17 protein-coding genes and 1 other RNA gene are annotated in these 21679 nt (G+C 46.0%); 17 read left to right on the forward strand and 1 reads right to left on the reverse strand.

What is annotated here, in order from left to right; all coding sequences use genetic code 11:
* The first annotated feature begins 155 nt into the window (after window positions 1–155).
* From thiO to HXT19_RS00640, 9 genes are all read left to right on the forward strand, one after another.
* The gene (gene thiO, locus HXT19_RS00600) at window positions 156–1226 is read left to right on the forward strand and encodes a glycine oxidase ThiO (RefSeq protein ID WP_004118154.1); all 1071 of its coding nucleotides are present in this window, start codon (window positions 156–158) and stop codon (window positions 1224–1226) included.
* Between the two features lie 86 nt (window positions 1227–1312).
* Window positions 1313–1519, forward strand: coding sequence for a sulfur carrier protein ThiS (thiS, locus tag HXT19_RS00605; RefSeq protein WP_004113804.1), 207 nt, complete (start codon window positions 1313–1315; stop codon window positions 1517–1519).
* A 76-nt stretch (window positions 1520–1595) separates the two neighbouring features.
* Window positions 1596–2417 carry a thiazole synthase gene (locus HXT19_RS00610; protein ID WP_422119704.1) on the forward strand — a complete coding sequence of 274 codons (822 nt, stop codon included), beginning with the start codon at window positions 1596–1598 and terminating at the stop codon, window positions 2415–2417.
* A gap of 42 nt (window positions 2418–2459) precedes the next feature.
* The gene (locus HXT19_RS00615; RefSeq protein ID WP_004112833.1) at window positions 2460–3188 is read left to right on the forward strand and encodes a HesA/MoeB/ThiF family protein; all 729 of its coding nucleotides are present in this window, start codon (window positions 2460–2462) and stop codon (window positions 3186–3188) included.
* Window positions 3189–3384: 196 nt separating this feature from the next.
* Window positions 3385–5277, forward strand: a complete 1893-nt coding sequence (gene dnaK / locus HXT19_RS00620; protein WP_101888027.1) for a molecular chaperone DnaK — start codon at window positions 3385–3387, stop codon at window positions 5275–5277.
* Window positions 5277–6047 (forward strand): nucleotide exchange factor GrpE, encoded by a 771-nt coding sequence (gene grpE / locus HXT19_RS00625; protein ID WP_101888026.1) that lies wholly within the window; start codon window positions 5277–5279, stop codon window positions 6045–6047. Before dnaK ends, grpE begins: the two co-directional genes overlap by 1 nt.
* Window positions 6048–6256: 209 nt before the next feature.
* Window positions 6257–7300, forward strand: coding sequence for a DnaJ C-terminal domain-containing protein (locus HXT19_RS00630; protein WP_004113822.1), 1044 nt, complete (start codon window positions 6257–6259; stop codon window positions 7298–7300).
* A 40-nt stretch (window positions 7301–7340) separates the two neighbouring features.
* Window positions 7341–7955: a heat shock protein transcriptional repressor HspR gene (locus HXT19_RS00635; protein WP_004112824.1), complete on the forward strand. Its 615-nt coding sequence runs from the start codon at window positions 7341–7343 to the stop codon at window positions 7953–7955.
* 129 nt (window positions 7956–8084) lie between these two features.
* The gene (locus tag HXT19_RS00640; RefSeq protein WP_004112821.1) at window positions 8085–8798 is read left to right on the forward strand and encodes an HAD family hydrolase; all 714 of its coding nucleotides are present in this window, start codon (window positions 8085–8087) and stop codon (window positions 8796–8798) included.
* A 361-nt stretch (window positions 8799–9159) separates the two neighbouring features.
* Here HXT19_RS00640 and HXT19_RS00645 read toward each other — a convergent pair whose 3' ends face one another.
* Window positions 9160–11520: a transglycosylase domain-containing protein gene (locus HXT19_RS00645; protein WP_101888025.1), complete on the reverse strand. Its 2361-nt coding sequence runs from the start codon at window positions 11518–11520 to the stop codon at window positions 9160–9162.
* Between the two features lie 134 nt (window positions 11521–11654).
* Here HXT19_RS00645 and HXT19_RS00650 point away from each other — a divergent pair, with 134 nt between their 5' ends.
* From HXT19_RS00650 to HXT19_RS00685, 8 genes are all read left to right on the forward strand, one after another.
* Entirely contained in the window at window positions 11655–12797 is a 1143-nt protein-coding gene (locus HXT19_RS00650) for an inositol-3-phosphate synthase (RefSeq protein ID WP_048731013.1), read from the forward strand.
* Between the two features lie 67 nt (window positions 12798–12864).
* Window positions 12865–12961: signal recognition particle sRNA small type (ffs, locus tag HXT19_RS00655), an RNA gene on the forward strand.
* Window positions 12962–13008: 47 nt separating this feature from the next.
* On the forward strand, window positions 13009–14130 hold the full coding sequence (locus HXT19_RS00660; RefSeq protein WP_116437973.1) for a PAP2 family protein: 1122 nt from the start codon (window positions 13009–13011) through the stop codon (window positions 14128–14130).
* A 170-nt stretch (window positions 14131–14300) separates the two neighbouring features.
* Complete coding sequence (gene topA / locus HXT19_RS00665; RefSeq protein WP_174160339.1) at window positions 14301–17138, forward strand: type I DNA topoisomerase; 2838 nt, start codon at window positions 14301–14303, stop codon at window positions 17136–17138.
* 21 nt (window positions 17139–17159) lie between these two features.
* A complete protein-coding gene (gene tmk / locus HXT19_RS00670) occupies window positions 17160–17861 on the forward strand; it encodes a dTMP kinase (RefSeq protein WP_174160338.1) in 702 nt (233 codons plus the stop codon).
* Window positions 17862–17887: 26 nt separating this feature from the next.
* Entirely contained in the window at window positions 17888–19075 is a 1188-nt protein-coding gene (locus HXT19_RS00675) for a DNA polymerase III subunit delta' (protein WP_422119705.1), read from the forward strand.
* Between the two features lie 215 nt (window positions 19076–19290).
* The gene (locus HXT19_RS00680) at window positions 19291–19842 is read left to right on the forward strand and encodes a YbhB/YbcL family Raf kinase inhibitor-like protein (RefSeq protein WP_422119706.1); all 552 of its coding nucleotides are present in this window, start codon (window positions 19291–19293) and stop codon (window positions 19840–19842) included.
* Window positions 19843–20025: 183 nt separating this feature from the next.
* On the forward strand, window positions 20026–21633 hold the full coding sequence (locus HXT19_RS00685; protein ID WP_116437953.1) for a C69 family dipeptidase: 1608 nt from the start codon (window positions 20026–20028) through the stop codon (window positions 21631–21633).
* Window positions 21634–21679 lie beyond the last annotated feature (46 nt).

The following is a 21679-nucleotide window of genomic DNA, read 5'->3' on the forward strand; positions in this document are numbered from 1 at the left end:
GAGAAAATAGTCTAAAAAATAATCTAAAAAACAGTCTAAAAGGTCTAAAATTAACCAAAATAGACGAAACACGGGAGCTTGTTCTATACAGGCTGAGAGGGCGAAAGCCGACCGTAAACCTGATGCGGGTAATGCCGCCGTAGGGAAGGAGTATTATGCGAAATATTCGTATTATTGGTGCAGGTATCATTGGTTTAGCAACAGCATGGAGACTTACGGAAGCTGGCGTAAAAGTTAGCATAATTGATCCAGATCCAGTCTCTGGCGCTTCTCATCATGCTGCCGGCATGTTAGCTCCTACCGCAGAAATGCAATATCAGCAGGATGCTTTGTATCCGCTCATGTTTGAGTCTGCAACTATGTATAAGGAATTGGTTGATTCGGTTGCAAAATACACCGATAAGCCAACTGGCTACTTAGAGTGCGGATCTTACGTAATTGGCGGTGATGCTGCAGATAACGAGCACGTGAACGAGTTGCTAAACTTGCAGCATCGTTACGGACGTAGAGCTGAGCATATTTCTGTGAGTAAGCTTCGTGAAATTGAGCCTGCGCTTTCGCCGACGATTGCAGGCGCTGTAAGCGTTCCGGATGATCATCAAATTAATCCTCGTCAGTTTACTGCAGCAATGATTGATGCACTTGAAAAGCGTGGTGTTGTTATTGAGCGTCGCGCAAGCACTCCAGACGATTTGGGTCCAGACACGGTTTTGGCATCTGGTTTGGGTGCTAAGGAAATGCTTCCTCAGCTTAAGCTTCGCGCTGTGTGGGGCGATATGATTCGTATGACTATTCCAGAGCCTTTGCGCCCAATTTTGAGCTCTGTGGTTCGTGGATTTGTGCATGACCGCCCAGTGTATTTGGTGCCTCGCGCTAAGGAAACAGGTGAGCTTGTGCTCGGCGCTACTTCTCGCGAAGATGACCGCGATATTCCAAAGGTTGGCGGCGTGCTCGATTTGCTTCGCGATGCCGCAAGCGTACTTCCTGGCATTCAGGAATGCTCGATTACTGAGGTTACTGCTGGTGGTCGCCCTGGCACTCCAGATGATTTGCCATTCATTGGTATTGATCCTAAGACGCACACCACGATTTCCACAGGTTACTTCCGTCATGGCATTTTGCTCACAGCTTTGGGTTCGTCTTTGACTACAAAGCTTGTGCTTGAGCAAGAGTTGACTGAGAAGGAAAAGGGCTTCTTGGAAAGCTGCAATCCTGCTCGTTTCTAGTTACTAAAGTTTTTAGTGATGAAAGTTCCTAGTGACACTCGTTTCTAGTGACGCAAGTTTTAATAGACGCTAATAAAGGTTGAATTATGCAAATCGTCGTCAATGGTGAAACCACTCAAGTGAAGGATAACTTGACTATTGCCCAACTTGTTGCACAACTCTACGGATCTGACTCTGGTTTTGGCATTGCGGTTGCCATTGGCGACGATGTGCTTAAGCGCGCCCAATGGGAATCAACCGTGATTTGCGACGGAGACAGAATCGAAATTCTTAGCGCTGTGCAGGGTGGCTGATTCCCAATAGGCGGATGACGCTAAATAATTTGAGTGTAATTTCAAAAAATTTATATAAAAGGCTTAAAGGCTTAAAATGTCAGAAAATAATACAGAAAATAATGAAGAAAATGTCGATACTTGGCAGCTTTGTGGTAAAACCTTACATTCAAGGCTTTTGCTTGGAACGGGTGGAATGACAAGCATTGACATTATGGAAAAGTCACTTGTGGCTTCAGGTGCGGAAGTAGCAACTGTTGCTTTACGCCGTCACGCAAAAACTGGCGTTGATATTTACGGTATGTTGCAGCGTCATAATATTAACGTTTTGCCAAATACTGCTGGTTGCAAAACTGCACATGATGCTGTTCTTACAGCAAAAATGGCTCGTGAATCACTTGGAACTGATTGGATTAAGCTCGAAGTGATTGCAGACGACGATACTTTGCTCCCAGATACTCGCGAAGTCTTGCTTGCTGCAGAAAAGCTAGTTGAAGAAGGATTTAGCGTGCTCTGCTACACGAATGACGACCCGATTGTGGCTCGTCGCCTTGTGTCGCTTGGCGTGAAGGCTGTTATGCCAGGGGGTGCTCCAATCGGAACTGGACTTGGTATTTTGAATCCTCGAAACATTGAGCTGATTGTTCAAGAAAGCAAAGAAGCTGGCATTCCTGTGATTTTGGATGCTGGCGTTGGCACTGCTTCCGATGTTGTGAAAGCTTTCGAAATCGGTTGCTCGGGCGTGCTTCTTGCAAGCGCTGTAACTCGCTGCCCAGATCCTGTAAAGATGGGTCGTGCAATGGCTGCTGCTGTTACTGCAGGCAAGCTTGCTCACGATGCTGGCCGTATTCCTAAGCGTGAGCATGCGCTCGCTTCTTCGCCTGTTGAAGGTCGCGCTTGGGCTGACGCAGTACTGTAAATTCTGTAAATTTTGTACTGTAATTGATTCAGCATATTCAGTATGACGATTAATAAGATTTATGACAACCTGCAGGAGCTTGAGGCGGAACGCACTTGCCGCCACTTGCTCCTGCCAGGCTTTACGCATGAACATCAGCAGTTACTTCGCGATGCGAAAATCTGCATGGTTGGGGCAGGTGGACTTGGTTCGCCGTGCTTGCTTTCGCTTGCTGCTGCAGGAGTTGGTGAAATCACGATTTGTGACGACGATGTTGTAGAGCTTTCTAATTTGCAAAGGCAGACTTTATACACTGTTGATCAGTGTGGCAAGTCGAAAGCGCAACTTGCAGCTAAGCGCTTGCAGGCATTATCTCCAGGTTTAAAAATCAACCTTGTAAATAGATTTAATGAAGACAACGCAAAACAACTTGTAGAAAATCACGACTTAATAATTGATGGTTGTGATAATTTTGCTACGCGCTTTTTGATTGCGGATGCTGCTTGGAATGCTGGCACGCCAGAAGTTTATGGCTCAGTTCTTTATTATGAAGGTCAAGTAAGCGTTTTTGTGCCAGGAAAAGGACCTACTTTGCGTGACTTGTATGCTTGCCCTCCACCTAAAGAAAAAGTGCCAAAATCGGCTGTATTAGGCGCAACTGCAGCTATTGTTGGCGCAATGATGGCAACGGAAGCAATCAAGATTATAACTGGTATAGGAAAGCCGCTTATTGGGGTTTTGGCGCGATATAACGCCATTGATAACTCGCTTCGACATTTTAGGTTTGCGTGAACTTTGCGTAATGCAAAAGTTGAGTGGAGTAGTATTAAGTTTTTGCGAAACGCGCACCAAAATATTTGACTTTAATAACTTGAGTGTGTTAGACTCAAGTTTTGTAAAAAGAAAAAGCGGTTAGTCGCAAGGCTGGCTGCCAAGAATTTGAGTACATAGATTAAAGGTACATAGATAAAGATAGCTAGGAGATATTATGGGACGCGCAGTAGGTATTGATTTAGGAACAACGAACTCCTGCATTGCAACGCTTGAAGGCGGCAGTCCAACAGTTATTGTTAACGCAGAAGGTGCGCGTACAACACCATCCGTGGTGGCATTCAGCAAGTCGGGCGAAATCTTGGTTGGTGAAGTCGCTAAGCGTCAGGCAGTTACAAACGTTGATCGCACGATTAGCTCTGTAAAGCGCCATATGGGTACGGATTGGTCTGTTGAGATTGATGGCAAGAAGTGGACTCCACAAGAGATTTCCGCACAGGTTTTAATGAAGTTGAAGCGCGATGCTGAAGCCTACCTTGGTGAGCCAGTAACCGATGCTGTTATTACATGCCCAGCTTACTTCAACGATGCACAGCGTCAGGCAACTAAGGATGCAGGTAAGATTGCAGGCTTGAACGTGCTGCGTATTATTAACGAACCAACTGCTGCAGCTTTGGCTTACGGCCTCGAAAAAGGCAAGGAAGACGAGCGCATTTTGGTATTCGATTTGGGTGGCGGTACTTTCGATGTGTCGCTTCTTGAGATTGGTAAGGATGACGACGGCTTCTCTACAATCCAGGTGCAGGCAACTAATGGCGATAACCACTTGGGTGGCGATGACTGGGATCAGAAGATTATCGACTGGCTTGTTGGCGAAGTTAAGAACAAGTACGGCGTTGATTTGAGCAAGGATAAGATTGCTTTGCAGCGCTTGAAGGAAGCTGCTGAGCAGGCAAAGAAGGAGCTTAGCTCTTCTACTTCTGCTTCAATTTCTATGCAGTACTTGGCAATGACTCAAGACGGAACTCCAGTGCATTTGGATGAGACTTTGACTCGCGCTCACTTTGAGGAGATGACTTCCGACTTGCTCGGTCGCTGCCGTACGCCATTTAACAACGTGCTTTCCGATGCTGGCATCTCCGTAAGCCAGATTGATCACGTGGTGCTTGTTGGTGGTTCAACTCGTATGCCAGCCGTCAAGGAGCTTGTAAAGGAGCTTACGGGCGGTAAGGAAGCGAATCAGTCCGTGAACCCAGATGAGGTTGTGGCTGTTGGTGCAGCCGTGCAATCGGGCGTTATTAAGGGAGACCGCAAAGACGTTCTGCTTATTGATGTAACTCCACTTTCCTTGGGCATTGAAACCAAGGGTGGAATTATGACGAAGCTTATTGAGCGTAATACCGCAATTCCAACTAAGCGCTCTGAAGTGTTCTCTACTGCAGAAGACAATCAGCCATCCGTGTTGATTCAGGTTTATCAGGGTGAACGTGAGTTTGCTCGCGATAACAAGCCTCTTGGTACTTTTGAGTTGACTGGTATTGCTCCAGCTCCTCGTGGCGTTCCACAAATCGAAGTTACTTTCGACATTGATGCTAATGGCATTGTGCACGTTTCCGCTAAGGATAAGGGCACTGGCAAGGAACAGTCCATGACGATTACTGGCGGTTCTGGTTTGCCAAAGGACGAGATTGACCGCATGGTTAAGGAAGCTGAAGCTCACGAAGCTGAAGATAAGAAGCGCAAGGAGGAAGCTGATACTCGCAACCAGGCAGAATCCTTCGCTTACCAGACTGAAAAGCTAGTAAACGATAATAAGGATAAGCTTTCTGACGAAATCTCCAAGGAAGTTACCGAAAAGGTTAATGCTTTGAAGGAAGCTTTGAAGGGCGATGATATTGAGAAGATTAAGTCTGCTCAGAGCGAGCTTATGACTTCTGCTCAAAAGATTGGTCAGCAGCTTTACGCTCAGCAGGGTGCGTCTGGTGCACAGGCTGGCGCTGCTGGTGCTGCATCTGATGCAAATGCTGGCGCTGGATCTTCTGCAAAGGATGACGACGTGGTTGACGCCGAAGTGGTGGACGACGACAAGGACGATAAGGACAACAAGTAATGTCCGAGTTTAACGCCAACGACTACTTGAGCGGATTGGAAGATGTGCCTTCGGATGCTGGCGATTTGGAAGAATCGTCAAATCCAGCTGATTCTGCTAGTGCAGCCTCGTCTAGTGAGCATGTGGATGCATCACAAAACGAAGCACAAGACGCAGCTGCTCATGAGTCAAAGCATGCGGCGACGCAAGATACGTCAACACAAGATGTGGATGCTAATGCAAGTGCCGATGCGGAAAAGTCGCCAGCAACCGACGATAAAGCCAACGCTAGTAAGTCTCAAGAAAATAATGATTCTTCAGACACGCAAAGCAACGAAGAAGAAGATTCTTTAACACCGCTTGGCAAAGCCAAAAAAGAGGCGGCGGAGTATTTGGAAGCGTTGCAACGCGAGCGAGCAGAGTTCATAAACTTCCGCAACCGTGCTTCTAAAGAGCAAGATCGATTCCGTCAACATGGAATTATCGATGTTTTAACAGCTTTGCTACCTGCTTTAGATGATATTGATCGTATTCGTGAACATAGCGATATGGACGATTCATTTAAAGCCGTTGCTGCAAAGTTAGACAAAGCATTTGAGAAATTCGGCGTTGAAAAGTTCGGCGAAAAGGGCGAAGAATTTGACCCGACTAAGCACGATGCGATTCTGCATAAGCCAGATCCAGATGCTACAAAAGACACAGTAGATGTTGTTGTAGAAGCAGGATACAGGATCGGAGATCGAGTGATTCGCGCAGCTAGAGTAGTTGTTGCATCGCCAGCAAGCTCGTGAAACACGCTGTGAAACATTCGTATGGTTTGTATGTAACGCAATAAAACGCAGTTACCGACTAGCGAAGAATCCCATAAAAACTTACTCGTGCTGGTTTAAAACGTTTAAAACACTGTTTAAAAACGCAAAACCAACACGAGTAGGTTTGTATTTAAGGTTTATATATAAATGTTATGCCAATGTGCTCGAAACATAAGAAGGAGGCACAAATGGCTGAAAATGAATGGTTAGCCAAAGATTTCTACAAAGTGCTCGGTGTCTCCAAAGATGCCGACGAAGACACAATCACAAAAGCATACAGAAAACTAGCTAGAAAATATCATCCTGATTTAAACAAAACAAAAGAAGCGGAAGAAAAATTCAAAGACGTGTCCGAAGCGTATGACGTGTTGAAAGATAAGCAAACACGTCAGCGTTACGATGCGATACGCCAATTCGGAGCGGGCGGCGCAAGATTCGCTGGAGGCTCTGGAGCAGGCGGATTCGACGCAAGTGGATTCAGTGATATATTCTCATCGATGTTCGGAGGCTCAAATGGGTCTCGCGTGCGATTCTCCACAAGCGGAGCTGGACCAGACATGGGAAACATATTCTCCATGTTCACGGGAGGTGCAGGAGCGCAATCTTCGCAAGGATTTGGAGGAAGTGGCTTTAATGGCGGTGCAGAATATGGTCAATATGGTCAGTATGGTCAATCTGCTCCACAAAATTCGCCTGAACGCGGTGAAGACATTACAACTTCAATCAAACTAACATTTAAACAAGCGTTCAAAGGTGCTACGGTTTCGCTGCGATCTGGCGGAGAGTCGTTCAAAACTCATATTCCAGCAGGAGTAAAAGATGGGCAAAAAATCCGCTTAAAGTCCAAGGGTAAGCCAGGGAAGTTTGGTGGAGAAGCTGGAGATATGTACTTACAGGTGCAGGTAGAAAAAACCGATAATTTTTCTCTACGCGGCTGTGATTTAGTGGCAAATCTTCCGCTTACACTAGATGAGGCTGTTCGCGGAGCAAAAGTCACGCTTAAAAACCTAGATGGTAAGCCAGTAGTGTTTAAAGTGCCAGCTGGAACATCTAGCGGTAGCGAAGTACGTGTAGAAGGCGAAGGCGTGCCAGGTAAAAATGGAGCCTTTGTAGGAATCGTACAAATACAAATACCAAAGCGATCGGGCATGATGATAAAGCGTGCTGCAAAAGAATTCAACAAGGCATGCGGAGAATCATATGAGCAAGAAGTGCACGATTTGCGCGCATAGCAACAAATCGCTTAGTGTGTGCGTGTAGAAAGGAAAAGTCATGGTTAGGTTGGAGCGCCAAACTAAAGCATTGTACGAAATGTGTGCAGTGGCGTTAGTGCGTGGAAGCGCAACTCTTGACGGCGCAGATGAAGTCGGCTTTAAAATCGACATGCCGATTTTTACAGTAAGCCACGTAGCCAACCTAACCGACACTCATCCACAAACACTAAGACAGTACGACAGGCTGCGCTTGATTATGCCACAGCGTACAGAAGGTGGAGCTAGAAGATACTCTCTTAGAGACATAGATAGGCTTGTGCAAACACAAAAACTAAGCCAAGAAGATGGAGTAAATCTTGCTGGAATAATGCGTATTTTGGCTTTGCAAGAAGAAAATCGCCAGCTTAAAAGACAAGTAAGACACTTGATTGAAGAAGCCAATTGCGCTGAACGAAATATTTTTACTGCGACTGTAGATGGGAATATTGTAGAAGTTCAAAGGTCACAAAGCGCAAAGGATTGGCGACGCGACATTCGTGTTCAACAGCGAGCATTGCCATCATCGTATAATAAACATTCTCACTCGCAAAACGATGCTCAATACAACAATTGTGATTATGATGATTTAAACGACGATAAGTCTGTTGTTTTGTGGCGAGCATTCAGAATATAGCAATGTAGCAGTCTAACATTAGTTTAGATATTATTAAATACTAATCAAATGTTTAAATATAAAATGTAAATATAAAATATAAATATTGATAAATATCGCATACGTAAAGCGACAAAACAAAGGGTATTGATGGCAATAAACACAACAGCAGCGCAAAACACCACAAATCACAAGCTTTCCGCAGTCTTTTGGGATATGGACGGCACGTTAATTGATTCGGAACCGTATTGGCATGATGCTGAAATCCAAATCGCAAAAGAACATGGTGGCGAATGGAACGAAGAATTAGCTTGGCAGTATTCTGGTGGATCTTTAAAAGATGTTGCTGAAGCCATGATTGCTCGCGGAACAAAAATGGGCGTTGAAGAAATCGGCAACGCGATGGTGGACTATGTAGCGCAAAAAGAGCAGATAGAGGTTCCATGGGTACCAGACGTTCTGAATCTTTTGCAAAAATTAGCGGATGCAGGAATCCCTTCGATTCTAGTGAGCAATTCACCAAGGCGACTTGTTGAAAACATTGTGAACCATGCGCCAAAAGGTGCGTTTGCAGGATACATTTGCGGAGACGATGGATATGCTACAAAGCCAAGCTCCGAGCCATATTTAGCAGCAGGGAAACTGCTTGGTATTAGTGCGCAAAACATGAAGTATTGCATCGCTATTGAGGATTCGTTTGCAGGGTTAAAGTCGGCTGCAGCTTCGGGGGCGACGACTCTTGCACAAACAGCGTACTCGAATCTAGACGTAAGTAACGGACCGCAATTCGCTGATATACATGGATACGAAGATGTTACGCCTCAAACGCTTGAGCGCTACATTATTGCTCGAATTGCGCAGTAGCGAATACGTGAGCGCTTAGAGCGCGCGAACGGTATTTCTTTGCTTGCTGTTGCGCGAGGTTTGAGTATTTCTCTCCTCGCAAGTCCCGTCGCTACGCTCCTCTTTTATTGCTCGTATAGAAATACATCAAACCTTCTGAATATCTAAAACTTTTGCGTATATCTTAATCACCGAGATTCTCGATTTTTCTTCTTCATTCGATGAATCACCATTTCATGCTGAGGTTCATCTCATTCAGTGCGAAAAATCTCGAATCTCTACCTACTTGGCGCAACCTACGTAATCTTGTAACGCGCGAACCAATCGACGCTTTTTGTACCAAATTCGACCCGATTCACGTACAAACTCGGGGAAATATAGATTAATCGCCGCCAGCAGCGCCTTCTTGAGTCTCTGATCCAGAGTATCCATATGGCGATCCTGCCGAGCTAGATGCTCCAGACGAATTGCGTTCAGACTGACCAGATTGACCAGACTCTCCCGAACCAAGCCCAGATCCATAAGATCCTTCGGACGCACGAGAAGAGTCGCCAGCAGCCGCGCCTGCAGAATCTGAAGGCTTATTTTCTGTCCTATCTACTTTATCCTTATTTTCCTTATAAGGCTCTTTATCGTCAGAAGCTCTATCCGAGTAGTCGTATTCCGAAGTACGCCTATTGCCGCCAAGTCCCCACTTGCCATCTTCGCCACCAATTTTGCCGTTATCCTTAGCTTCTGGGAATTTCTCGGTAGGCATTCCAGTGAGCGCGTGACGCATATACTTTGTAAACAAGTGCGCAGAATACCCAACACCGCCTGGATAACCGCGGAAAGTTGGAACAGGCTGAGGATTTCCCTGCGCATTCGGATACCATATAGCAAACACTGTTACAACACTAGGAGTAAAACCAACAAAGCTGCATGCAGTCTCATCGTTTGCGGTACCAGACTTTCCGGCTATAGGTTTGCCAACACCCCTAGCTTCCGTAGAAGTACCATATTGAACAACGCCTTGCAGAGCTTTAGTGGTAAGAGCCATGTCTGCTGGAGAAAACACTTGTCGTCCAGATGTTGGAGCCCTATAAAATTCTTTTCCATCTGGATTCTTAACGCTAGCAACAATATGAATATCTGGCCTGCGCCCCTGATTTGCTATCGTAGAATATGCTCTCGCAATTTCGCTCACATGCACAGGGTCGTTACCCAACACTGTGAACGGATTTTCGCCATTAATCCTCTTAGGATCCAAGCCAGCCGTAACAGCAGTATGAGCCACAGCCCTACGCCCAAGCTTTTGCTGCAAAGACATAAACGGCGTGTTCACGGAGTTTGCTGTTGCTTTATAAAGGTTGATTGTTCCCCAATTAGTGTTTGCATAGTTGTTAACAGGCTTATCTATGCCTTCAAACTTTAGGTTAGAATTTCCATTAAACAGTGTATTAAGACTTGTTCCAGCCTGAATAGCACCGATTAAAGCGAATGGCTTCATGGTACTTCCAGGCTCGTAAAGGGCTTGAGTGGCATTATTAAGCGGTTTAGAAAGATAGTCATCGCCAGCATAAACGGATATGATTGACCCGTCTTTAGGATTTACACTCATTCCACCTACTTGCAACCCAGCTGGAGCGATTCCGCGGCCACCCATAGCAGGGCTTGCCACACTAAACATTAAATCCTGCTTAGCTTTATCGATTGTTGTAACAATACGGTATCCGCCAGTATCAAGGTCTTCCTTTGTAAAAGCTCCGCTTTGAGTAAGCTCGCTGCGAACCATGTGAAGCAAATAACCTTGAGGTCCTGAATAAACGTTTTGCTTAGTCTGATTAATGGTTTGTGGCATTTTAGCGCTTTTATATTCTGCGTCAGTAATGTACTTGTCTTCACGCATAATCCTAAGAACGCGCTTGAATCGCATATTCGCTTCTTTAGGCATAATTGCAGGATCCCAGCTGCTAGGAGCAGGAATAATTCCAGCCAATAATGCTGCTTGAGATAGTGTAAGATCCTTTGCTTCTACACCAAAATACGCTTTTGCTGCAGCTTGGATTCCATACGCTCCGCGACCAAGATAAATAGTGTTCATATAGTTACATAACACAGTGTTTTTATCTTGTGTTTGCGCGATTTTTAGCGCTAGAATCGCCTCGTGAAGCTTGCCTAAATATGTTTTTGTTTCACCAAGATAGTAGCGTTCTGCATACTGTTGTGTGATTGTGGACCCGCCCCAGCGTCCTTTAGAAGTTATGTTGTGAATTATTGCGCGTCCAATTCCTTTAAAATCAATTCCACCGTCTTTGTAGAACGATCTGTTTTCGCTTGCGACTATCGCGTTGCCAACATATGGTTTTAACGCAGAACAATTTATGATTTCTCGATTCTGTTCCGCAAAACTACCGATTTCTGTTTTTCCATCTGCGTAGTACACCTTGGTTTTGTCTGCCATCGCAATCTTATCTGGCTGCGGAATGTCGGTGTTTACATACATAACCGCAAATACGAGTGTGCCAAGGATTATTGGTGTAAAAATTATGATTAATGCCCAAAATAGGATTGGATGTTTTGTTCGCCACGTGTCGCGGATTCTTTTGTGTTTTCTTCTTTGACGCCTCTGCCTTGTTGCGCTTGGTCTGGCTGTTCCAGTTCTGGCGTTTGCGCGTCGTTTTTCCTCTGCAGAAGTCGCGCTTCTTACAGTGCGTCCTGTATTAGAAGAGTGCGAATTTTGTCCATTACTATTTGCAACCATATAATCCAAGTTAGCGCTTGGCGAGGAATTTTAATCATATGTAATATCATGTGTAATATTTGTAAAAGCTAGTATTATAAAAGTGTGTTAGTGCAGCATGATTATATGCTGCTGTTTTTGGGCAAGGAGTTTATATGAGTATCCGCGTTGCCATTGCCGGTGTTGGCAATTGTGCTTCGTCGTTGGTTCAAGGCGTTGAATACTACAAAAATGCCAATGATGGCGATAAAATTCCAGGATTAATGCATGCTGTTTTTGGGCAATATCGTGTGCGAGATATTGAGTTTGTAGCAGCTTTTGATGTTGACGCTTTAAAAGTGGGTCATGATTTAAGCGAGGCGATTTATGCTTCGCAAAACAACACGATTCGCTTTGCAGATGTGCCTAATCTTGGTGTTAAAGTGCAGCGTGGACCTACTTACGATGGTTTGGGCGACTACTATAAGCAGATGATTGACGAATCTGAAGAAGAACCTGTGGATGTTGCCGCGGTTTTGCGCGATTTGCATGTAGACGTGCTTGTGTCTTACTTGCCAGTAGGCTCCGAGCAGGCAGACAAGGCTTATGCGATTGCAGCTATGGAAGCTGGATGCGCGTTTGTAAACTGCCTTCCTGTTTTTATTGCTTCCGACCCAGTTTGGGCGCAAAAGTTCCGCGATGCAGGCGTTCCGATTATTGGCGACGATATTAAAAGCCAGGTTGGAGCTACGATTACGCATCGCGTTATGGCGCGACTTTTTGAAGATAGAGGAGTGCGTTTGGATCGCACTTACCAGCTGAATGTTGGCGGAAACATGGACTTTATGAACATGTTGCAGCGCTCTAGGCTTGAGTCGAAGAAGATTTCTAAGACGCGCGCGGTTACTTCGATTGTTCCGCACAATATGGATGATCACAACGTGCACATTGGTCCTTCGGATTATGTTGCTTGGCTTGACGACCGCAAGTTTGCGTTTGTGCGCTTAGAGGGCACCACTTTTGGCGATGTTCCGCTTAGCTTAGAGTACAAGCTCGAAGTGTGGGATTCGCCTAATTCTGCAGGTATTGTTATAGACGCTGTGCGCGCAGCGAAGATTGCGTTGGATCGCAAGCTTTCAGGCCCGATTTTGGCTCCTAGCTCCTACTTTATGAAGTCGCCAGCTGTTCAGCATGAAGATAGCGAGGCGCGCGAACTCGTTGAGCGCTATATTGCTGGAGATGTTGAGGCAGATGAGTCGCAGCTTAATGCAGATGTTGAGGCTGCAAAAGAGCATGGTAAAAGCGTGTGGCGCGCCTAGCAATGCGCCTAATGGTGCGGAAGCTTCCGACTTGCGCTCGACTTGTAGCCAAAATCGTGTAATATAGGTAGAGCCTCCGCGTGGCACTACGTCACCCAATCCCCCCAGGGCAGGAATGCAGCAAGGGTAAGTGGCCTCTGGTGGGTGCGCGGGGGTTTTCTTATATTTTTGTAGTGCAAGTGCTCTGTAGTGCAGAGTGTTGTTTGATAAAATGCTTGGTATGAGTCTATTTGAAGGCAGCAAGATTAGCGATGGCAGCGACGACAGTGATAATAGTCAAATTAGCGGCATTGGTGAAAATATCAAAAATAGTCAAAATTCTCAAAGCAGCGAGGCTAATCAAGATATTTCTAAGCTCGATCCGCTGATGAATCGTCCTAGAATATCAACAATAGCTTTGTGTGCGCTGTGTGCTGTTCTTTTTGCATCTTTTGCATCAATCATGTGGATTCTAGCCGTTAGAACCGCAATAGGTCAGTCGTATGAAGAAATGGTGATTAGTACTTTTGGATATAGTGCCATTCCGTCGTGGCTGTCTGTTGTACTAACTCCGCTTAGAAGTTCCATACTCGTTATAGTCTTATCTGCCTTGATTTGCGCTGCGGCAGTAATAATATCAATCATAAGAAAACGCTGGTGGCTGATTGCGCAATGCGCTGTAATACTAGTTTTATCTCTAGCTGCAGAGCCTCTAAAACGTGTGCTTCCGCGTCCGATCCTAGTAAATGTAGCAACGCTTGCAAAAAATTCCGCTCCGTCTGGTCACATGCTACTAATGGCGGCTGCGTGCGCGCTGCTTGTTTGCGCTGTAAGTCGCGCTTTTAGAGCATGGGTTGCACTTGGCTCAGCAATAATCACATTTCTGCTTGCCATAGCTCTTTTGGGAGGCAGATGGCACAGGCCGGCAGACGTTATGATATCCGTTCTCATAGTTGGTGCTGTAACGTCAACAGTGTTGATTTTTACAAGATCATCTGGAATGGACGTGCCAGGTTCAAGAAGATCATCTATAAGCGTGCAAATCGTTGGAAGCGCAATGATCACAATGGGAATAATCTGCCTAACTTACTGTTCGTACATGATTTACCAGATTATGCCAGGAATAGATTTAGGTGCAAAATGGGCTATAGGGGTATCGCACTCTTGTGCATATTGGGCTGTAGCAGGAGTGTGTAGCTTGACTTTCGGCGTTTTGATGGTTCTTAGACAATCCAGTGCAGCTCCTTTAAGTAGGCTCGGATTAGTTGGTGCTCCGCCTACTCCTCCTTCAAAAAGCGAAGTTCCAAAACGTCAAGATGAGGACGATTTATTGTTAAGATTATCGTCTAATTGAATAAAAAATAAGTAAAGTGGTATATATAGGAGTATATGCTGATATTTCGCAAAGTTTGATTTTGTTGATTTTGTTGAATATGAAACGCGTATTGCGTTAGAGTTTGCGTGGATTGAGTAGTAAAAGCGCGGAATATGCATACAAAATGCATCTGTACGAAAGGAGAGCGTATGACAGAGCAGAACAAGCTTGTCATTGTGGAGTCTCCCACTAAAGCGCGTAAAATAGGCGGATATCTTGGAAACGGATACACTGTTATGGCATCCGTTGGCCACATTCGTGATTTAGCACAGCCAAGTCAGGTGCCAGCTGCTAAAAAGGCAGAATTTGGCAAGTTTGGCGTAGATGTAAACAATGGTTTTGAGCCATACTATGTTGTTGGCGCGGATAAAAAGAAAACAGTTTCGGATTTAAAGGCTGCGCTCGCAAAGTCGGGCGAATTGTTCCTCGCAACTGATGAGGACCGCGAAGGAGAAGCGATTGCGTGGCATCTTGTGCAAGCACTTAAGCCAAAAGTGCCAGTAAAGCGCATGGTGTTTCACGAGATTACAAAAGATGCGATTCAAGCTTCGCTTGCTAACACGCGAAACGTTGACGACCATATGGTTGATGCGCAAGAAACACGCCGCGTGTTGGATAGATTGTACGGCTACGAGCTTTCGCCAGTTTTGTGGCGTAAAGTGGGACCGGGTCTTTCTGCTGGGCGAGTGCAATCTGTTGCAACGCGTTTGATTGTTGAGCGCGAGCGCGAGCGAATGGCGTTTAAAAAGGCGAGCTATTGGGATGTTTGTGCGGATTTGAGCGCAAATGGCGTTGATTTCCAAGCGAGAATGACGGCTCTAAATGGAGAGCGTTTGGCTGCCTCTAAAGATTTTAATTCGCTTGGCGAGCTTCAAAAAACTAAGGGCGAATCTGCTTTAGCGCACTATTTGAATGAGGCAGATGCTTGTGCGATTGCACAGAGTCTTGGTGCGGCTGATTTTGTTGTGAGCTCAATGGACACTAAGCCGTATCGCCGCCGCCCATTACCTCCGTTTACAACTTCTACTCTTCAACAGACTGCTGGAAACCGCTTGTCGATGAGCTCTCGCCAAACTATGCGCGCGGCTCAATCTTTGTACGAAAACGGTTACATAACCTACATGCGTACTGATTCTGTAACACTTTCTAAAGAGGCGATTTTTGCGGCGCGAGATTGCGTTAAGTCTAGTTTCGGAGACGAGTATTTAGCGGATTCTCCAAAACAGTATGCTACGACTTCTGCAGGCGCTCAGGAAGCGCACGAGTGTATTCGTCCTGCTGGATCTACGTTTAGAAATCCTGCGGATTTGGCTGGTGTTCTCCCTGCCGATCAGCTTAAACTTTATACGCTTATTTGGCAGCGCACTCTTGCTTCTCAAATGGCGGATGCTACTGGTTTTACAGCTACAGTTAAGCTAGACGCTTTGGCTGGCAGCTTTGGAACTGCTAATTTCCAAGCTTCTGGAACCGTGATTGAGTTTGCTGGATTTATGAAGGTGTTTGGCGGATTTAGCGAAGACGAGCAGTCTAAGGCTTTGCCTCCTATGGCTAATGGCGATGTTCTTAAAGCTTTGCAAGTTAGCGCGGATGGTCATGAAACTCAGCCGCCAGCTCGCTACACGGAAGCGTCTTTAGTTAAAACGCTTGAAGCTAAGGAGATTGGTAGGCCGTCTACTTACGCTAGCATTATTTCCACGATTATTGACCGCGGATACGTGTATGAGCGTGGGCGCGCGTTGATTCCAAGCTGGCTTGCTTTTGCTGTTATTAAGCTTTTGGAATCTAATTTCCCAACTTACGTTGACTATGCGTTTACGGCGGACATGGAAAATGGTTTGGACCGCATAGCACATGGCGAGGAAGCTGGTAAAGATTGGCTTTACAAGTTTTACTTTGGAGATAACGGGGCGGTTGCTGGCGACTTTGCAATGCATGAAGGTTTGCAAAAACAAGTTGATCAGCTTGGCGAGATTGACGCTCGAGAAATCAACACGATTGATATTGGCGGCGGATTGCACGTGCGCGTAGGAAGATACGGCCCGTATTTGGAAGATACGAAGAATCTAGACGAAGAGGGCAATGCGCGCAGAGCTTCGATTCCAAGTACTTTGGCTCCAGACGAGTTGACTGAGCAAGTTGCGCGAGATTTGATTGAGAACAACTCCGACGGTCCGCGCGTTTTGGGTACGGATCCGCAAACTGGCGGCAGCGTAGAAGTTAGGAACGGGCGTTTTGGAGCGTACGTTGCTCTTGTTGAAGCCTCGGATGAGGATGGGTCGCAAGCAGCCGACGATTCTGCTAAAACTGGCGCAAAGTCTTCTGCAAAATCTAAAAAGTCTGCTAAAGCTAAGCCAAAAATGGCGTCTTTGTTTAAAACAATGGACCCTGCAACAATAACTTTGCAAGATGCTTTGCGACTTTTGAATTTGCCTCGATTGGTTGGCATTGTGGAAGAAGTTGATGAGCAAGGCGAAGTAAAGCGCGCGAAGATTGAGGCGAATAATGGTCGATACGGACCTTATTTGACTAAGACTTACGAGCGCGCGGATGCTGGCGATTCGGCTGTGGATGCCAAGCCAGACAATCGTTCGCTTGCAAGCGAAGACGCGATTTTTAGTGTGACTTTAGACGAAGCCAAGGAGCTTTTTGCTCAACCGAAGTATGCAAAACGCACTCGTGGAGCCGCAAAACCGCCGCTTAGGGAGCTTGGAGAAGATCCAGAAAGCGGCAAGCCAGTGGTAATTAAAGACGGCTTCTACGGAGCTTATATTACAGACGGCGTTACGAATCGCACGCTTCCAAAGCAGTACACGCCTGAGTCGATTGAGCCGCAAGTTGCGTTTGAGCTTTTGGCGCAAAAGCGCGCGGCAGGGCCTGTAAAGCGCAAGAGAACTGCTGCAAAGAAGACGGCAACAAAGAAGACGGCCGCTAAAAAGCCTGCTGCAAAAAAGAGCACAGCAAAAAAGTCCACGTCTAAAGGCGAGTAAACCTGGTAGAGGTATGCAAAAATGGCTATAGGTCTTAAAAACAGCGGGCTTAGCGGTTTAAACAAAGGTCTTTTTATATCTTTTGAAGGTATAGACGGCGTTGGGAAAACCACGCAAGTTGAGGCTTTGCGTGATTTTTTGCAAGCACGCGGACTTGAGGTTGTTGTAACGAGAGAGCCTGGCGGAACACCGTTGGGCGAACAGTTGCGCAACATTCTTCTACACGGCGGAGCGATTTCTGCGCGCACCGAGGCGCTTCTGTTTGCTGCGGATCGCGCTCAACATGCTGCGCAAATCATCATCCCAGCCTTGCGGCGCGGTGCGGTGGTTATAACGGACCGTTACATTGACTCATCGCTAGCGTATCAGTCTGGGGGGCGTGAGCTCACTATGCAAGACGTGCGTGATTTAAGCGAGTGGGCGTCTAATTGCCTTTGGCCAGATCGCACGTATTTGCTAGATATGAGCGAGAAAGATGCTGCTGTGCGATTGCATGGGCAGGCGGATCGCATGGAAAGTGCAGGGCTTGATTTTGCGCGCCGCACGCGTGAAGCGTTCTTAGATCTTGCTAAACAAAATGTGCAAAGATTTTGCGTTTTAGACGCCACTTTGCCAGCTTGCGACTTATCGAAGTTGATTGCTAAAGACATGTGCAAGTTGATGGATAATGCTGGAATAGGTGACAAAAAATCGCCAGAAGCCCCAGAAAATCAAGGATTTTAGGATTTTAGGACTATAGGATTTTAGCAATGGACGTTTGGGAATCGGTAGTTGGTCAAGCGCAAGTTGTTGAACGCCTTAAAAAAGTAGCGCAAGGCGATTCAAGCAAAATCGCGCAATCATGGCTTATTTGCGGATCTACTGGATTCGGGTGTGCAAAAGTGGCAAGAGCGTTTGCAGCGGCATTGCAATCGAGTGGAAAAATCGCAAGCAACCGCGCCGCCGAAAACTCCGCCACTCAAATAAACACTCAAATAAACACAGATAAAATCGCAAGTGAAGTATTAGCTGGAACAAGCCCAGACGTAAACATTTTAAGCACGGACAAAGTTACAGTAAGCATTGACGAAGTGCGCGAACTCGTATCAATATCCGAGCAAATGCCAAGTGTTGCACCGTGGCGAATCATAATAATCGAAGACGTTGGGCGCATGCTTGAGCGCACAACAAACGTTTTGCTAAAAGAAATCGAAGAGCCAGCACCTCGCACAATATGGATTCTTTGCGCGGCAAGCGCGGCAGATGTTTTGCCAACAATTCGTTCTAGGTCTCAAATAGTGAATTTGGCTCAACCAAGCGACCAAGATGTGCAAGAATACGTGCAACAAAGCGCACACATTGATGCAAAAACGGCGGCGAGCGTGGCTCGCATAGCTCAAGGAAACGTTGATTTAGCAATGCTCTACGCTACAAGCGAGAGTGCTAGAAGCAGAAGAGAAGAGCTTGTTGCAGGCGTTTTGCGTCTTAGCAGCGCAATAGATGCTATTATGCTTGCACAAACGCTAATCGAAGATGCTAAAAGTCAGGCAGAAGACGAAGTGCAAAAGTCTGTTGAAGCTGAGCAAAGCGAGTTTTTGCGCATAAATGGCATTAAGCCAACAGATAAAATCCCACCTAAAATTCGTAGCGCATACAATGCGATTGGCAAAAAAGACGATGTTAAGCGCAAAGTCACTCGCGTAAGCAGAGACGTTTTAAACCGCGCAATAGATGCGATTTGCAGCGTGTACAGAGATGTGCTTGTTGTGCTAAACAATGCGCAATTACAAACGCCACTTGTGAATCAAGAATTTAAAGCAGAAATTATGCAGCTTTCTAAAAAGAATACAGCAGAGCGCGCGCTTAAATGCCTGGACGCGCTTGCGGTTGCTAAAAAGCGGCTTGCTGGCAATGGAAACGCAACGCTTGTTTTTGAAGCACTTTTCTGTGAGCTGTAACGCGCTAGCATCTTTGCTTGGTATTGTTGTATGAGGGCTGGGTGTTTCTACGTTCGCGCGGTCTAAGCGCGCGAACGTCTTCGCTTGCGTTGAAAGCACACCGTGCTTTCAACCTTAAGCAAGCTCAGCGCTCCGAATTACCTTTTCGCGCTACGATTCTCAAGCGAAAAGGTAGGTCGTCGCGCATAGTCACAGCGGTAGTAGATACTTAAATTATGAATATTTCTACAGATTTCACCACTATTCCAGACAACTTTGCAAAAGCTGCGCCGGAAGAAAACAAGATTAACGGCGTTCCAGTCGTGTCTTTTCCATTTTATGTAGACAAGTTGCCGGATTTTGTGCACTACTTGCATTGGCGATTTGTAGACGACGACACTATACCAGTGTGCGGATTTCAGTGGATTCATTGGGTTGTGGCAAATGTTCCAGTGGAAGCGCTTATGTTTGACTTTAATGACTCGCGCGCTTTGCAAATTCCGCAAGACTTTTCGCGCACAATGCCAACCATGATTCCAGAAGTTGTACAAGGGCGAAACTCGCAAGCTAGCCGATTTGTGGGTTGCACGGACCCTGCAATTACAATGCGCTACAATGGCCCGCAGCCGCCAGACAAGGATCACGACTACATGCTAGAAGTGTTCGGCACGCAAAAGCCTCTTCCAAATCTTAAAGAAGGCTTCTATCTTAACGAAATGATGAATGAAATCAGGCATTACGATTCGTATGTAGACGTTAACGGATTATATTTGCGAGGAAAAGCTTAGAATTTAGGATTTAGGCTTTATATGACTTCGTGCGGATTAGTCGCAAGCAGCTTACGACTATATATGCGTGCGTAAAATAGTCAAAAATAAGCAAAACCAATCAAACTAATCTAAACAAACAAAATAATCAAAAATAATCAAATAACCAAAATAATCAAAAATTAGAAAAATGAGGATGCAAATATGGCATGCACAACAATTTTAGTAGGACGCAAAGCGAGCTACGACGGATCCACGCTTATCGCGCGTAACGAAGACTCAGCAAATGGCGAGTTTAATCCAAAGCGTTTAGTGGTAGTAAAGCCGCAAGACCAGCCTCGCGTTTATAAGTCCGTGCTTAGCCACGTAACAGTAGAGCTTCCAGATAATCCAATGCAATACACAAGCGTTCCAAACGCAGACTTGCGCGAAGGAATTTGGGGAGAAGCTGGCGTTAACGAAGCAAACGTGGCAATGAGCGCAACCGAAACGCTTACATCCAACGAGCGCGTGCTGGGCGCAGACCCAATGGTGGAGCTTCAAAAAGCGCAAGGTAAGGAAGGCGACGCTGATTATAAGTCAGAAGTGCCAGGAGGAATTGGCGAAGAAGACTTCTTAACGCTTGTTTTGCCTTATATTCGTAGCGCTCGCGAAGGCGTTGAGCGTTTGGGCGCTCTGCTAGAAAAGTACGGCACTTACGAGATGAACGGCGTTGCATTCTCGGATGTAAACGAGATTTGGTGGATGGAAACTGTTGGCGGACACCACTGGATTGCTAAGCGCGTGCCAGACGAGGCGTATGTTGTTATGCCAAACCAGCTTGGAATCGACGAGTTCGATTTGGAAGACGCTTTGGGAGACCAAGAAGAGCACATGTGCTCGGCTGATTTGCTTGAGTTTATTGAAGAAAACCACTTAGATTTGTCGGTAGAAAACGCTTCGCCATTTAATCCTCGAGATGCTTTCGGCTCTCATTCAGATGCCGATCACGTGTACAACACTCCTCGCGCGTGGTTTATGGAGCGTTTCTTGAATCCTTATGACGAAGTGTGGGATGGTAAAGACGCAGATCACAAGCCAGATAGCAACGATATTCCGTGGGCGCGCCAGCCTGAGCGCAAAGTGACGGTTGAAGACGTTAAGTACGTGCTTAGCTCGCACTATCAGGGCACTGAGTACGATCCTTACGGCAAGCTTGGCGATGAGCATACTCGTCATCTTTTCCGTCCAATCGGCATCAATCGTCAAAGTCAGCTGGCTGTTATGCAAATCCGCCCTTACGTGCCAGAAGCGTTCCGCACAATTCAGTGGATGGCGTACGGCTCTAACCCATTTAATGCGCTTGTGCCGTTCTATCCAAATGTAAACGAAACTCCAAAGTATTTGGAAGATACGACTACTCGCGTAACAAGCGAAAACTTCTATTGGGAGAATCGCATTATTGCAGCTCTTGCGGATGCCGCATTTAACGACACTGCAAACGCGATTGAGCGTTACCAAGAAGTTGTCGGTTCCCTTGGTCACGCAATGGTTAAGTCTACGGATGCTGCTGCGGCAGATCTTCTTGGCGTTTCTTTGAAGGATTACGAACCAGAACGTGAAGGTAATGAAGGCGAAGATTACGATGATTTAGTTCGCGATCCTGAAGCAATTATTGCAGAGCTTCGTAACGACAAAGTGCGTGAAGCTTTGGCTGAAGCGAACGACGATATGGCAGCAAAGTTGAAGAAAGAAACAGATTCTTTGCTTGACACAGTGCTGTACATAACTAGCATGCGTATGAAGAATGGTTTTAATCGTTCCGATCACTGATCGCAAGCTGTTATAGACATTAGTGATAACGCGCATAGTTTTAATG

This window comes from Gardnerella sp. DNF00038 (assembly GCF_049262855.1).
GTDB classification, from domain to species: domain Bacteria; phylum Actinomycetota; class Actinomycetes; order Actinomycetales; family Bifidobacteriaceae; genus Bifidobacterium; species Bifidobacterium vaginale.